The organism is Pseudomonas sp. PS02288 (genome assembly GCF_029959715.1).
GTDB classification, from domain to species: Bacteria; Pseudomonadota; Gammaproteobacteria; order Pseudomonadales; family Pseudomonadaceae; genus Pseudomonas_O; species Pseudomonas_O kuykendallii.
The window spans coordinates 25,819-39,838 of the sequence record NZ_JASCPA010000020.1; the positions used below are offsets into that span (position 1 = coordinate 25,819).

The 14,020-nt window shown below is 69.7% G+C and carries 10 protein-coding genes; 7 read left to right on the forward strand and 3 right to left on the reverse strand.

Going from position 1 to position 14,020, the window contains the following annotated elements:
• Positions 1-7: 7 nt before the first annotated feature.
• From kdpB to QMX85_RS10315, 5 genes are all read left to right on the forward strand, one after another.
• On the forward strand, positions 8-2,065 hold the full coding sequence (gene kdpB, locus QMX85_RS10295; protein ID WP_282340582.1) for a potassium-transporting ATPase subunit KdpB: 2,058 nt from the start codon (positions 8-10) through the stop codon (positions 2,063-2,065).
• Between the two features lie 139 nt (positions 2,066-2,204).
• A complete protein-coding gene (kdpC, locus tag QMX85_RS10300) occupies positions 2,205-2,753 on the forward strand; it encodes a potassium-transporting ATPase subunit KdpC (protein WP_282340584.1) in 549 nt (182 codons plus the stop codon).
• A 19-nt stretch (positions 2,754-2,772) separates the two neighbouring features.
• A complete protein-coding gene (locus QMX85_RS10305) occupies positions 2,773-5,409 on the forward strand; it encodes a sensor histidine kinase KdpD (protein ID WP_282340586.1) in 2,637 nt (878 codons plus the stop codon).
• Entirely contained in the window at positions 5,406-6,125 is a 720-nt protein-coding gene (locus tag QMX85_RS10310; RefSeq protein ID WP_282340588.1) for a response regulator, read from the forward strand. The genes QMX85_RS10305 and QMX85_RS10310 overlap by 4 nt, the downstream gene beginning before the upstream one ends.
• Positions 6,122-7,198, forward strand: a complete 1,077-nt coding sequence (locus tag QMX85_RS10315; RefSeq protein ID WP_282340589.1) for a nitronate monooxygenase — start codon at positions 6,122-6,124, stop codon at positions 7,196-7,198. The genes QMX85_RS10310 and QMX85_RS10315 overlap by 4 nt, the downstream gene beginning before the upstream one ends.
• Here QMX85_RS10315 and QMX85_RS10320 read toward each other — a convergent pair.
• The 3 genes from QMX85_RS10320 to QMX85_RS10330 all read right to left on the reverse strand — a co-directional run bounded on the left by QMX85_RS10320 (position 7,176) and on the right by QMX85_RS10330 (position 11,079).
• Positions 7,176-8,612 carry a mechanosensitive ion channel domain-containing protein gene (locus QMX85_RS10320; protein WP_282340591.1) on the reverse strand — a complete coding sequence of 479 codons (1,437 nt, stop codon included), beginning with the start codon at positions 8,610-8,612 and terminating at the stop codon, positions 7,176-7,178. The genes QMX85_RS10315 and QMX85_RS10320 overlap by 23 nt on opposite strands.
• 78 nt (positions 8,613-8,690) lie before the next feature.
• Positions 8,691-9,731, reverse strand: a complete 1,041-nt coding sequence (locus tag QMX85_RS10325; protein ID WP_282340593.1) for an acyltransferase — start codon at positions 9,729-9,731, stop codon at positions 8,691-8,693.
• 295 nt (positions 9,732-10,026) lie between these two features.
• Positions 10,027-11,079, reverse strand: a complete 1,053-nt coding sequence (locus tag QMX85_RS10330; protein WP_282340595.1) for a glycoside hydrolase family 5 protein — start codon at positions 11,077-11,079, stop codon at positions 10,027-10,029.
• Between the two features lie 266 nt (positions 11,080-11,345).
• Between QMX85_RS10330 and QMX85_RS10335 the strand changes: the two genes are divergently transcribed.
• On the forward strand, positions 11,346-13,277 hold the full coding sequence (locus QMX85_RS10335) for a putative nucleotidyltransferase substrate binding domain-containing protein (protein ID WP_282340597.1): 1,932 nt from the start codon (positions 11,346-11,348) through the stop codon (positions 13,275-13,277).
• Positions 13,274-13,975, forward strand: a complete 702-nt coding sequence (locus QMX85_RS10340; RefSeq protein WP_282340599.1) for a 3'-5' exonuclease — start codon at positions 13,274-13,276, stop codon at positions 13,973-13,975. The genes QMX85_RS10335 and QMX85_RS10340 overlap by 4 nt, the downstream gene beginning before the upstream one ends.
• Positions 13,976-14,020: the final 45 nt, after the last annotated feature.

Sequence of the window (14,020 nt, forward strand, 5' to 3'; positions counted from 1 at the left end):
AGCCGACATGACTGGCAACTCGCAGAATCCGGCGCTGACCGGCGCCCCCCAACAGGCCCGCACGCGCCTCTCCGCCCTCTGGCGACCGGCGCTGGTGCAGGCGTTCGTCAAGCTCGATCCGCGGCAGTTGCTGCGCTCGCCTGTGATGCTGGTGGTCGAGCTGACCGCCGTGGTCACCAGCCTGCTGTGTTTCGTTCCGGCGCAGGGCGTCAGCACCGGCCTGGCGCTGCAGATCGCGCTCTGGCTGTGGTTCACCGTGCTCTTCGCCAACTTCGCCGAGGCGCTCGCCGAAGGCCGCGGCAAGGCCCGCGCCGACAGCCTCAAGGCCGGTGGCGAAGGCCTGCGCGCGCGCCGCCGGAATGCCGACGGCAGCTTCGCCGACGTCGCCGCAAGCAGCCTGCGGCGTGGCGACCTGGTGCGCGTCGAGGCCGGCGAACTGATTCCCGGCGACGGCGAGATCGTCGAAGGCATCGGCGCGGTGAACGAGGCGGCGATCACCGGCGAATCGGCGCCAGTGATCCGCGAGTCCGGCGGCGACCGCTCGGCGGTGACCGGCAACACGCGGCTAGTATCCGACTGGCTGCTGGTGCGTATCAGCGCCAACCCCGGCGAGTCGACGCTGGACCGGATGATCGCCCTGGTGGAAGGCGCCAAGCGGCAGAAGACGCCCAACGAGGTGGCGCTGGACATCCTGCTGATCGGCCTGACGCTGATCTTCCTGCTGGTGGTCGCCACGCTGCAGCCGTTCGCCCGCTTCGCCGGCGGCGACCTGCCGCTGGTGTACCTGGTGGCGCTGCTGGTGACGCTGATCCCGACCACCATCGGCGGCCTGCTCTCGGCCATCGGCATCGCCGGCATGGACCGCCTGGTGCGCCTCAACGTGATTGCCAAATCCGGTCGTGCGGTGGAGGCGGCCGGCGACGTGCACGTGCTGCTGCTCGACAAGACCGGCACCATCACCTTCGGCAACCGCCGCTGCAGCGCGCTGTTCGCCGCGCCCGGCGTCAGCGCCATGGCCCTGGCCGAAGGCGCGTTGCTGGCCTCGCTGGCCGACGACACGCCGGAAGGCAAATCCATCGTCGACTACCTGCGCGCGCTGCATCCGCTGCAGGAGCCGCCGCGCAGCGCGGTGACCGCGGTGCCGTTCAGCGCCGAGACGCGGCTCTCCGGGATCGACTGGAACGGCCGGGTGTTGCGCAAGGGCGCGGTGGACTCGGTACTGGACTTCCTCGGCCGCGACCGTGCAGGCCTGGCGCCCGAGCTGGCCCGCGAGATCGACAGCATCGCGCAGAGTGGCGGCACGCCGCTGCTGGTCTGCGCCGACGGCGAACTGCTGGGTGCCGTGCACCTCAAGGACGTGGTCAAGCCGGGAATTCGCCAGCGCTTCGCCGAGCTGCGCACGCTGGGCATCCGCACCGTGATGGTGACCGGCGACAACCCGCTGACCGCCGCCGCCATCGCCGCCGAGGCCGGGGTCGACGACGTCATCGCCGAGGCCACGCCGGAGAAGAAGCTGCAACGCATCCGCCAGGAGCAGGCCGAGGGCAAGATGGTCGCGATGTGCGGCGACGGCGCCAACGACGCGCCGGCGCTGGCCCAGGCCGACGTCGGCATGGCGATGAACGACGGTACCCAGGCCGCGCGCGAGGCAGCCAACCTGGTCGACCTGGACTCGGACCCGACCAAGCTGCTCGACGTGGTGCGGGTCGGCAAGGAGCTGCTGGTCACCCGCGGCGCGCTGACCACCTTCTCGGTGGCCAACGACGTCGCCAAGTACTTCGCCATCCTGCCGGCGCTGTTCAGCGGCCTCTATCCGCAGCTCGGCCTGCTCAACCTGATGCAGCTGCACAGCCCGCAGAGCGCGATCCTCTCGGCCATCGTGTTCAACGCGCTGATCATCGTCGCGCTGATCCCCCTGGCGCTGCGCGGCGTGCGCGTGCAGGCCGCCGACGCGGCCAGCCTGCTGCGGCGCAACCTACTGATCTACGGGCTCGGCGGTCTGATCGCGCCGTTCCTCGGGATCAAGGCGCTCGACCTGCTGCTGACGGCCATGGGACTGGCATGACGCGAACGCAGGTTGGCTTGAGCGTAGCGATGCGCCGGTGATGGGGTCGCTGCGCTCAATCCCTCCTACGACGCTGGTGTAAGGCTTTTACCCCCTCTGCCTTTGGGAGAGGGAATCGTCAATGAATCCGGAGAACCCCATGCTCACGCACATCCGCCCCGCCGTTACCCTGCTGGCGCTGCTGACCCTGATCACCGGCGTCGCCTATCCGCTGGCCGTCACCGCCGTCGCGCAACTGGCGTTTCCCGAGCAGGCCAACGGCAGCCTGATCCGCGACGCCGCCGGCGACGTGCGCGGCAGCCGTCTGCTGGGGCAGCCCTTCGACGGCGCCGAATGGTTCCAGCCACGCCCTTCGGCCGGCGCCTTCTCCACCGTTGCCAGCGCCGCCAGCAACCTCTCGGCGAGCAACCCGGCGCTACGCCAGCGGGTCGCCGCCGACGCCGCGCGCCTGCACAGCGAAGCGCCCGGCGCCGTGCCGATGGCCCTGGTCACCACCTCGGGCAGCGGCCTGGACCCCCACCTGCCGCCGGACGCGGTGCGTTTCCAGATCCCCCGCGTGGCCGCCGCCCGCGGGCTCGCCGTGGCCGACCTGGAACGCCTGCTGGAGCGCCACATCGAGCGCCCGCTGGTCGGTCCCGAGGTGGTCAATGTGCTGGCCCTGAACCGGGCACTGAACGACAATCGCTGACCCGTTCCGAGAGCCCGCCATGAGCGATACCGACCGCGCCGACGCCCTGCTCGCCGACCTTCCCGGCGGCGGACGCGGCCGGCTGAAGGTCTTCCTCGGTGCCGCGCCCGGCGTCGGCAAGACCTTCGCCATGCTGCAGGCGGCGCAGGCGCAACGGCGCCAGGGCGTCGCGCTGCGCGCCGGGATCGTCGAGAGCCACGGCCGCGCGGAGACCGAGGCGTTGCTCGCCGGCCTGCCGCAGCAGCCGCTGCGGCGCCTCGACTACCGCGGCCTGAAACTGGCGGAACTCGACCTCGACGGCCTGCTGGCGGCGCGGCCGAAGCTGGTGCTGGTGGACGAGCTGGCGCACAGCAACGCGCCGGGCAGCCGCCACGCCAAGCGCTGGCAGGACGTGCTGGAGCTGCTCGACGCCGGCATCGACGTCTACACCACGGTCAACGTGCAGCACCTGGAGAGCCTCAACGACCAGGTCCGCGACATCACCGGGGTACAGGTGCGCGAAACGGTGCCGGACTGGCTGCTGCAGGACGCCGACGAAATCCTCCTGATCGATCTGCCGCCGCGCGAGCTGCTCGAGCGCCTGCGCGACGGCAAGGTCTACGTGCCGGAACAGGCACGCGCGGCGATCGATGCGTTCTTCTCGCAGACCAACCTCACCGCCCTGCGCGAGCTGGCGATGCACACCGCCGCCGCGCGGGTCGACGCCGACCTCGATCGCCGCTACCGCCAGCAGGGCCAGGAAGCCCCGGCGCTGCGCGGCCGGCTGCTGGTGGGGATCGCCGGCGACGAGCAGGCGCAGCGCCTGGTGCGTCATGCCAGCCGGGTCGCCGAGCGCCGCCACCTGCCCTGGAGCGCGCTGCACATCGACACCGGCAAGCCCGCCAGCGAGACCGCGCGCGCGGCGCTGCAGGCGGCGCAGCAACTGGCCGAACGGCTCGGCGGCGAAGTCGTGCTGTTGCGCGCCGACGACGTGCCGCGCGCGCTGCTCGACCACGCCCGCGAGCGCCGTGCCAGCCTGCTGCTGGTCGGCCATCGCGGGCAGCGCCGGCGCTGGCGGCGCGGTCTCGCCGAACGCCTGTTGCAGGGCGCCGGCACGCTGGAGGTCAGCGTGCTCGGCAGCGAATCCGCACCGCCGCGGGCGCCCCGCACGCGGCCGGGCTGGCGAGGTCGCGACTACCTGCTGGCGATGGGTGCCGCGCTGGCCGCCACGGCGCTGTCGCTGGGCGTCTCGCGGGTGCTGGAGCTGCCGAACATCTCCCTGGTGTTCCTCGCCGCGGTGCTGCTGGTGGCGGTACGCAGCAGCCTGTGGCCGGCATTGGCCTGCGCCGGGTTGTCGTTCCTCGCCTACGACTTCCTGTTCATCCAGCCGACCCTGTCGCTGAGCATCCGCCGCGAAGAGGACGTGCTGACCCTGCTGTTCTTCCTGCTCATGGCCGGCCTCACCGGCGACCTCGCCAGCCGCCAGCGCCACCAGTTGCAGGCGCTGCGCCGGACCCAGGCGGAGACCGGCGAGCTGCTGGAGCTGTCGCGCCGGCTGACCGCCGCCACCGATCGCCAGGCCGTGCTGAGCGCCGCCGCCCAGCAGTTCGCCCAGCACCCGGACGTCGCCATTTGCCTGCTCGGGCGCGACGCCGACGGGAAGTGGCAGGCGCCAGCGGGGGAACATCCGCCGCTCGCCGAACAGGAACGCGCCGCCGCCGACTGGGCCTGGAGGCACGAGCAACCGGCCGGGCTGGGCACCGGCACGCTGCCCAGCGGGCGCTGGTGGTGGCTGCCGCTGAGCGGCGACGGCCAACCGCTCGCGCTGCTCGGCATCGCCCCCCACGACGGCCAGCCGCTGAGCGCCGAACAGCGCCGCCTGTACGCCGCCCTCGGCCAGCCGCTGGCGCAGGCGCTGGCGCGCGCGCAACTGGCGAGCGACCTGGAAGCCGCGCGCCTGCATGGCGAAACCGAGCAACTGCGCAGCGCACTGCTGGCCTCGGTTTCCCACGACCTGCGCACCCCGCTGACGGCCATGCGCGGCTCCATCGACAGCCTGCTGGCGCTGGGCGAACGGATTTCCCCGGCGGATCGCCGCGAACTGCTCGAAGGCACCCGCGACGAGGCCGAGCGGCTTGACCGCTACATCCAGAACCTGCTGGACATGACCCGCCTCGGCCATGGCGGGCTGAAGCTGATGCGCGACTGGGTGGCGCCCGCCGACATCCTCGCCAGCGCGCTGCAGCGCCTACGCCCGGTGCTCGCGCCCTTGCGGGTGGAACTCGAGGTGGCCGAGGACCTGCCGCTACTGTTCGTCCACGCCGCATTGATCGAGCAGGCGCTGGTCAACGTGCTGGAGAACGCCGCGCGCTTCTCGCCGGCGGGCGCGCGGCTGCGCATCGGCCTGGACGCCGACGAAGGCGAGCTGCGCTTCGCCGTGGCCGACCAGGGACCGGGCATTCCCGTGCAGGAGCGCGACAAGGTGTTCGACATGTTCTATACCGCCAGCCGCGGCGATCGCGGCGGCCAGGGCACCGGGCTGGGCTTGTCGATCTGCCTGGGCATGGTCGGCGCGCACGGTGGTAGGGTGAGCATCGGCGACGGCCTCGAAGGGCGCGGCGCCTGCTTCACCCTGCACCTGCCGGTGCACCCGCAACCGCCGCTGGAGGACGAGTGACGCCAATGTCGAGCAGCATCCTGATCGTCGAGGACGAAGCGCAGATCCGCCGATTCCTGCGCATCGCCCTGAGCGCGCAGGGCTACCGGGTGCTCGAGGCGGCAAACGGCACCGACGGGCTGGCCCAGGCCGCGCTGGCGCGCCCGGACCTGATGGTGCTCGACCTCGGCCTGCCGGACATGGACGGCCATGAGGTGCTTCGCGACCTGCGCCAGTGGTCGCGGGTGCCGGTGCTGGTGCTCTCGGTGCGCGCCAGCGAGGGCGAGAAGGTGCTCGCCCTGGATGGCGGCGCCAACGACTACGTGACCAAGCCGTTCGGTATCCAGGAATTCCTCGCCCGCGTGCGCGTGCTGCTGCGCCTGGCCGACGGCCCGCGCGGAGAACCGAGCCTGGACAATGGCCCGCTGCACATCGATTTCGCCGACCGCCGGGTGACCCTGGACGGCGCCGAGGTGGCGCTGACCCGCAAGGAATTCGCCGTGCTGGCACTGCTCGCCCGGCACCTCGGGCGCATGGTGACGCAGCAGCAACTGCTCAAGGACATCTGGGGCCCGACCCACGTCGAGGACAGCCACTATCTGCGCGTGGTGGTCGGCCACCTGCGGCAGAAACTTGGCGACGCGCCGACCCGGCCGCGCTTCATCGTCACCGAACCCGGCGTCGGCTATCGCCTGATCGAACTACCGGCGGCAGCGCCGCCCGAGGAGACCCCATGAGTCCGCGCCTCACCGCCCTGCTGGGCATAGAACATCCGATCATCCAGGCGCCGATGGCCGGCGTCTCCACGCCCCGCCTGGCGGCGGCGGTGTCCGAGGCCGGCGGGCTGGGCTCGCTGGGCGTGGGCGCCAACACCGCGCAGCAGACACGAACGCTGATCGGCGAAACCCGCGCGCTGACCGCGCGGCCGTTCAACGTCAACCTGTTCTGCCACCCGCCCGCGCAGCCCGACGCCGCGCGGGAGGCGGCCTGGCTGAACTACCTGCGGCCGCTGTTCGCCGAGTTCGACGCCGCGCCGCCAGCCGCACTGGGCGAGATATACACTAGCTTCCTGGCCGATGCGCCGATGCTCGAGGTGCTGCTGGACGAGCGCCCGGCGGTGGTGAGCTTCCACTTCGGCCTGCCCCCGGCGGCGACCATCGCTGCGCTGAAGGGCGCCGGCATCCGCCTGATGGCCTGCGTCACCACGCCGGCGGAAGCGACGCTGGCCGAGGCCGCGGGGGTCGATGCACTGGTCGCCCAGGGCGTCGAGGCCGGCGGCCATCGCGGGGTTTTCGACCCGCAGCGCGGCGACGACGGGATCGGCACCCTGGCGCTGGTGCGCCTGCTGGCGCGGCAGACCCGCCTGCCGCTGATCGCCGCCGGCGGCATCATGGACGGCGCCGGCATCGCCGCCGCGCTGGCGCTGGGTGCCGACGCGGTGCAGATGGGCACCGCGTTCATCCTCTGCCCGGAGTCCGCGGCCAACCCGGCCTACCGCGCCGCGTTGCAGGGCGAGCGCGCCGCCCGCACGCGGATCACCGCGACGCTGTCCGGACGCCCGGCGCGCGGCCTGCCCAATCGCCTGTATCGGGATGCCGATGCCAGGCCCGCGCTGCCCGACTACCCGATCGCCTACGACGCCGCCAAGGCGCTGCATGCCGCGGCCAGCGCCCGCGGCAACCACGATTTCGCCGCGCAATGGGCCGGCCAGGGCGCGCCGCTGGCGCGGGCACTGCCGGCCGCCGAACTGATGCGGGTGCTGGTGGAGGAGCTGGAGGCGGCGCGCCTCAGCGCTTGCGCAACCAACTGAGGAAACCGGCCTTGTGCACCGCCACCGGCTTCTGTAGCAGCAGCGACTGGCTGGCCTGCTGGCGGAAATGGTGCAGCCGCGTCATCGCCTCGGCGACCTCGCCCCCTGCCTCCAGGCAGGTCTGGATGTGCACCTTGTCGATCCGGTAGAGCACGCAGGCGGTCAGCGCGGCGAAGCGCGCCTGCGAGGGCTGGCCGGAGATCAGGCTCTCCTCGCCCATGATCTCGCCCGGCCCCATGCGCCCCGCCTCGATCAGCGTCGCGCCATCGGAGACCGACACCCCGATCACCCCAGAACCGATGATCAGCAGGTCCTCGGTGAGGGCGCCGAGGGCGATCACCTCTTCGCCGGCGGCATGGTCCTGGCGCATTAGGTGGCCGCTCAGCTCGTCCTTCTGCGGCCCGCTCAGGGTACGGAAAATCTTCACCTCGTCGAGCAGCGCGCGGGCGCGGGAGATTTCCCGTGGCGCCTGCGCCGGGGCATCCTCGCGCAGCACCGCGGAGGCCTCCAGGTGACGGTAGGCGAGGTCGTAGAGCTGATTGCGCACCGCGGCCTTCTTCGCCATCGCATCGACGAAGCCGGTGAGTTCGTACTCGACGCTGTCGATGCCGGAGCTCTTGATACCGACGCTGGGCCTGGGCGTCGACAGCAGCTCGCTGCAGCCCTGCAGCGCGCGCTCGAGGGCGTCGAGCGCCTTGCGCGGGCGCACCAGTCGCGGCAGCTCCAGACGGATCGACACGCCATGCACGTCGCGCGGGCGGCTCAGGTTGAGGATCTTGGCCTTGGCCGCCACCGAGTTGGGCACCACCGCCATGCTGCCTTGGGCGGTGAGCAGGTGGGTGGAACGCCAGTCAATCTCCACCACCTTGCCTTCGATGCCGTCGATGGAGATCCAGTCGTCCAGCTGATAGGGCTTGGTGGTGTTCAGCACGATCCCGGAAAACACGTCGCCTAGGGTGCTCTGCAACGCCAGGCCGACGATGATCGCCACCGCGCCGGACGTCGCCAGCAGGCCGCGCACCGGCAGTTCCATGACGTAGGCCGCGGCGGCGACGATGGCGACCAGGAAGATGATCGCGCCAAGCACATCCTGCACCAGACGCCCGGTGTGCCCGCCGCGCGGCATCAGCAGCGGCCCGATGACCACCGTGAGGGTGCGCGCGCAGAACAGCCACCAGACGATTTCCAGCACGATGGCGAGCAGGTGCAGCGGAACGTCGTCTGCCCAGGGCGCGGCCTGCAGTGGACTAAGGCCCGCCTCGAAGATCAGCAGGCTGTAGAGCAGGAAGATGCCCAGCCGCGCGGCGATCTTCCACGGCTTGTGGCGCTCGTCGACCAGTTGCCAGGCGAGCAGGTCGATGACCAGCAGGAGCACGGCGCTGATCAGGGGATGGGCGGAAAGGATCGGCAGCATCGCGGCTTCGCTGAGCGTGAAGAGGGATCATTTATAACCGCAATCCGGCGGAAAAGATCGCCCCGCCGCGGGCGCCGCTCAGAGGGTGCGCGGGGCGACCGCCAGCCGGCGCTGGCGACGCTTGTCCAGTGACATCCAGGCCGGCGCCTCGTACAGCCACTTGATGCCCATGGCCTCGAGGATCTTCGCGGCGATCACCGGCAGCACCAGGCCGATCACGCAGCCGGCGAGGATATGCACGGCGACGCTGTCGATGCCGAAGAACTTGCTGAGAATTACGCGGATGCCGCTGCCGGCGAGGATGTGCATCAGGTAGATCGGCATCGACAGCGCACCGAGGGTCAGCACCCATCCGAGCGGTTTGCGCGCCAGCACCATGCAGGCGCTGACGACGAACAGGATGGCGGTCATCGCCACCACCAGCGAGATCACTCCGCGGTCTTCGTAGCGCAGGCCGAGCACGCCGTGGAAGACGTATTCCACCACCACGAAGGCCACCCCGCTGAGCGCCGCGACGAGGCCGGCGCGGCTCTCGATGTGCCCGCGAATGCTGTTGAACCAGACGCCGAAGGCGAAGAACACGAAGTTCTGCGCGATGAAGTTGAAAACGAAGAAGTTCGGCCCGCGGTTCTGGAAGATGTAGATCACCGCGCCCGCCACCAGCAGCGGCAGGAACATCGCGCTGCGCCGGTAGAGCAGCACGCTCAGGGTGAAGATCAGGAACAGCGCATAGAGGAACCAGAACTGCGCGCGCGGGGCCCAGAGCAGGGAGAACACCTTGGCCAGGCTGACGTCGCCGTTGGTGTAGTTGGACAGCAGCGCCTCGATGCAGCCCTGCAGGATCGACCACAGCACGAAGGGGTAGAACACCGTGTCGATCTTGCTGAGGAAGACGCCGTTGGCGCCGCGGTTGCTCATCGAGTGCCAGAAGAACAACCCGGAAAGGAAGAAGAACAACGGCATGTGGAAGCTGTAGATGACGCTATCCACCAGCTTGTGCAGGAAGAAGTGGTCTTCGATGATCCCGGCCGCCAGCAACCCGCGCACCACGTGGCCGTACACGACCAGAACGATGCCGATGGCTTTGCCGTAGTCCACCCAGAGGTTGCGATTGTTCATGAACATCCTTTTCTCGAAAGCCCGTGGAAGTCTCATAACCAGGGCGAAGCGGGACAGGCGCATCGCTGGACGACGGGCGACGCACTCACTCTGCGATCACTCCTGGCCACGGGAGGCCGACTGCCCGGCATTCGTCTCTGCCGAACGGCATCCTTTCAGGAGGTTTCTTCTCGCAACCCGGCTATAGGGCCCAACTTGGAGCGCAAAAAGGTCCGCCGGTTCCGGACGCGGCGACGATCCGGACGAACGTAGCTGTCCGGATACACCGCGCCGAAACCGCCAGTGGGCAGGGGTTTCAGGATTTCTTCGGGCCGATCGCCTCGCAGCTGCCGCTGCCGAGGTACTTCTGCAGCACCGGCCATTGCGGCCGGTCCTTGCCGTCCAGCGGCTCGATGGACATGTGGTAGTTGCGCCCCCACGAAGGCCCGGCGGCCCAGTAGGTCACCGGGATGCAGTTCTGCTGCAGGTAGCTCAGAAGATTGTCCATGATCGGTAGCCAGCGTGGATCGTTGTTGGGCACGCCGAATTCGCCGAGGTGGCCACGCTTGCCGTGCTGGCGCAGCCACTCGACGAAGGGCTCGACGCGCTTGACCACCACCATCGGGTCGTAGTTGTCCGGCATCGCCTGCTTGTACAGCCCGCTGCTGTCCTTGTCGGCGTAGATGTGCGCGGAGAACACCAGGTTGTCCGCCGGGTCGACCAGCTTCAGCAGGTCGTCGTTGAGCCCCGGCCAGCGCTGCGCCGACGACCAGCTGCGGCCTTCGACGTAGATCGTCTTGGTCTTATCGTACTTGCGCACGCCGTCGATGCCGGCCTGGGCGACATCGAACCAGTAGCGCTCGGCGTCGCCATAGGGCTCGTTCATCAGGTCGTAGGCGTACAGCGTGTCGTCTTTCGACCAGCGCTCGGCGATGCGCTCCATCAGATCCTGGTAGGCCTTGATCGGCACATCGGCGTCGCCAATGATCTTGCCGTAGTAGCGCCCGTAGTTGTGCACGTCGAGCATCACGCGGATGCCGTTGGCCTTGGCGTCCTCCAGGGTCTTGTCGATGCGCGCCGCGTAGTCGGCGTCGAAGTCGCCGAACTGCTGCGGCTGCAGGCGCTCCCAGACGATCGAGAAGCGAACCCAGGTGATGCCGCGTTCCTTCCACTGGACGAAATAGTCCGGCGGCGGGAAGAAATAGTTGGTGCCGTGCTTGCCCGGCAGCGTGCCCGGCGAAAAGCCGGCGCCGGCGACGTTGATGCCGACCAGCTGCGGAGGCGCCTCCTGGGCCTGGGCGGCGCTCGCCAGCAAGGTCGCGAACAGCAGCGCACAGAGTTTGCCCCACAGGGTCGAAGCGCTATTCATAGGCTGATCTCCAGTCCGATGGGAACCCACCATGCATTCCCGTGACCACAAGCGACCCGGATACCCCGGCTAGGTTCAAAAATGCCTGGCCAGACGCCTCGCCGCGACACTCGACGAAACGCCGGATACGCCGTGCCGGCGCCGCGTCCACCCGTTCCGATGCGTCTGTTACCGGAGGTTGCCGGAGCCCGACTAGACTTACGTCCAATGTCGAGCGTGCCGGGTGCAGCCGACCATGCGTGCTGAATAACAAGAGCGAGCCAGCCATGAGCAAAGCCGACGCCTTCGCCCAGGCGGGGAAGACCGCCGTGCTGCAGAACATCCACGGCACCATGGAGTTCCTGCAGAAGTACCCGCCGTTCAACCAGATGGAGAACGCCCACCTGGCGTTCATGGTGGAGAACTGCCAGCTGCGCTTCTACGGAAGCGGCGACTCCATCATCAAACCCGCCGACGGCGTGGTGCAACACTTCTACATCGTCAAGCAGGGCCGGGTGCATGGCGAACGCCCGCACAGCGCCCGGCGCGGCACCGAGACCACCTTCGAGATCACCGCCGGCGAGTGCTTCCCGCTGGCCGCGCTGATCGGCGAACGCGCCACGCGCACCGAACACCGCGCCGCCGAGGACACCTTCTGCCTGCAGTTGGGCAAGCCGGCCTTCGTCAAGCTGTTCGGCGTGTCGAGCGTGTTCCGCGACTTCGCCCTGCGCGGGGTGAGCAGCCTGCTCGATCAGGTCAACCAGCAGATCCAGCTGCGCGCCGCGGAAACCCTGGGCGCGCAATATTCCCTGGATACCCGCCTGGGCGAGCTGTCGATGCGCCAGCCGGTGAGCTGCGCGCCGGGCACGCCGCTGCGCGAGGCGGTGCGCCTGATGGACGAGCAGAGCGTCGGCAGCATCGTGATCGTCGACCCCGAGCAGCGCCCGCTGGGCATCTTCACCCTGCGCGACCTGCGCGGCGCGGTGGCCGGCGGCGGCGAGATGAACCAGCCCATCGACGCGCTGATGATCCGCGACCCGTTCCACCTGGCGCCCGCCGCCAGCGCCTTCGACGCCGCCATCGCGATGACCGAGCGGCACATCGCCCACGTCTGCCTGGTCGAGGACGGTCGCCTGAGCGGCGTGGTGTCCGAGCGCGACCTGTTCTCCCTGCAACGCGTCGACCTGGTGCACCTGGCGCGGACCATCCGCCACGCCGGGCGCATCGAGACGCTGGCGGCGCTGCGCCGCGACATCCATCTACTGGTCGATCGCATGCTCGCCCACGGCGCCAGCTCGACGCAGATCACTCACATCATCACCCTGCTCAACGACCACACCGTGTGCCGGGTGATCGAGTTGGTGCTGGAGGAATGCGGCGACCCCGGCGTGCCCTTCACCTGGCTGTGTTTCGGCAGCGAGGGCCGGCGCGAGCAGACGCTGCATACCGATCAGGACAACGGCATCCTCTTCGACGCCGAGGATTCGGCCGATGCCGCGGCGATCCGCGGGCGCCTGCTGCCGCTCGCCGAACGCATCAACGAGGGCCTGGCGCTGTGCGGCTTCACCCTGTGCCAGGGTCGGATCATGGCCGGCAACCCGGAGCTGTGTCTGTCGCGCGCCGAGTGGTCGCGGCGCTTCGCCGGTTTCATCCGCGAGGCGACGCCGGAGAACCTGCTCGGCTCGAGCATCTACTTCGACCTGCGCGCGGTCTGGGGCCCGCCGGAAGGCTGCGACGAGTTGCGCCGCGAAGTGCTGCGGCAGATCGACGACAACCGTCTGTTCCAGCGCATGATGGCCGAGAACGCCCTGCGCCAGCGCCCGCCGGTGGGCCGTTTCCGCGATTTCGTGGTGGCCCGCAAGGGCGCGGAGAAAGACACCCTGGACCTCAAGGTGCAGGGCCTGACGCCCTTCGTCGACGGCGCCCGGCTGCTCGCCCTGGCCCACGGCATCGAAGCCGGCAACACCCTGGAACGCCTACGCCAGCTGGTCGCGCGGGACATCATCGACGCCCAGGACGGCGGCGCCTACGAGGAGGCCTACCACATCATCCAGCTGATCCGCATGCAGCAGCACCAGCAGCAGGCGCGGCAGAACCTGCCCTACTCCAACCGCCTCGACCCGGACACGCTCAACCACCTCGACCGGCGCATCCTGCGCGAATCCTTCCGCCAGGCGCAGCGCCTGCAGAGCAGCCTGGCGCTGAGGTATCAGCTGTGAGATTTTCCTGGCTGAACCGCCGCGCACCGAGCCTGGACGATCGCCAGCGCCGGCGCCTCGAGGCCCTGCCGGGCGTGGCCAGCGGCACGCTGCCGCTGCGCGACCAGCGCTTCGTCGTCCTCGACCTGGAAACCACCGGGCTGAACACCAGCCGCGACCTGGTCCTGGCGATCGGCGCAGTGGTCATCGACGACGGCGCGATACAGCTCGGCCAGCAGTTCGAGCGCACCCTGCAGCGCGACAACCACCAGGTCAGCGAAAGCGTGCTGATCCACGGCATCGGCCCGGACGCGGTGGCCGCCGGCAGCGACCCGGCGGGCGCGCTGCTGGACTTCCTCGAGTTCCTCGGCGACAGCCCGCTGCTGGCGTTCCACGCGCCGTTCGACCAGCGCATGCTGGCCCGCGCGCTGAAACACAGCCTCGGCCATCGGCTGCTGCACCCGTTCATCGACCTCGCCGAGCTGGCGCCGCTGCTGTTCCCCCAGGCGAACATTCGCCAGGGTGGGCTGGACGACTGGATCGCGTATTTCGGCCTGCTGGTGCAGCAGCGCCACAATGCCAGCGCCGACGCCCTGGCCACCGCGGAACTGGCGCTGATCCTGTTCAGCCACGCGCGGCGCCAGGGCATGGACAGTTTCGTCGCGCTGGACGAGCGCCTGGCCGGCTGGCGTCGCCGGCAGCGCGCGCAATCCCTCTAATCCGACTGGCATACCCCGGCATTGCGGGCACCAACGACATTTGCG

Coding starts and splice junctions, on each gene's coding strand:
- kdpB (WP_282340582.1), top strand. CDS start 8: ATGACTGGCAACTCGCAGAATCCGGCGCTGACCGGCGCCCCCCAACAG.
- kdpC (WP_282340584.1), top strand. CDS start 2,205: ATGCTCACGCACATCCGCCCCGCCGTTACCCTGCTGGCGCTGCTGACC.
- QMX85_RS10305 (WP_282340586.1), top strand. CDS start 2,773: ATGAGCGATACCGACCGCGCCGACGCCCTGCTCGCCGACCTTCCCGGC.
- QMX85_RS10315 (WP_282340589.1), top strand. CDS start 6,122: ATGAGTCCGCGCCTCACCGCCCTGCTGGGCATAGAACATCCGATCATC.
- QMX85_RS10320 (WP_282340591.1), bottom strand. CDS start 8,612: ATGCTGCCGATCCTTTCCGCCCATCCCCTGATCAGCGCCGTGCTCCTG.
- QMX85_RS10325 (WP_282340593.1), bottom strand. CDS start 9,731: ATGAACAATCGCAACCTCTGGGTGGACTACGGCAAAGCCATCGGCATC.
- QMX85_RS10330 (WP_282340595.1), bottom strand. CDS start 11,079: ATGAATAGCGCTTCGACCCTGTGGGGCAAACTCTGTGCGCTGCTGTTC.
- QMX85_RS10335 (WP_282340597.1), top strand. CDS start 11,346: ATGAGCAAAGCCGACGCCTTCGCCCAGGCGGGGAAGACCGCCGTGCTG.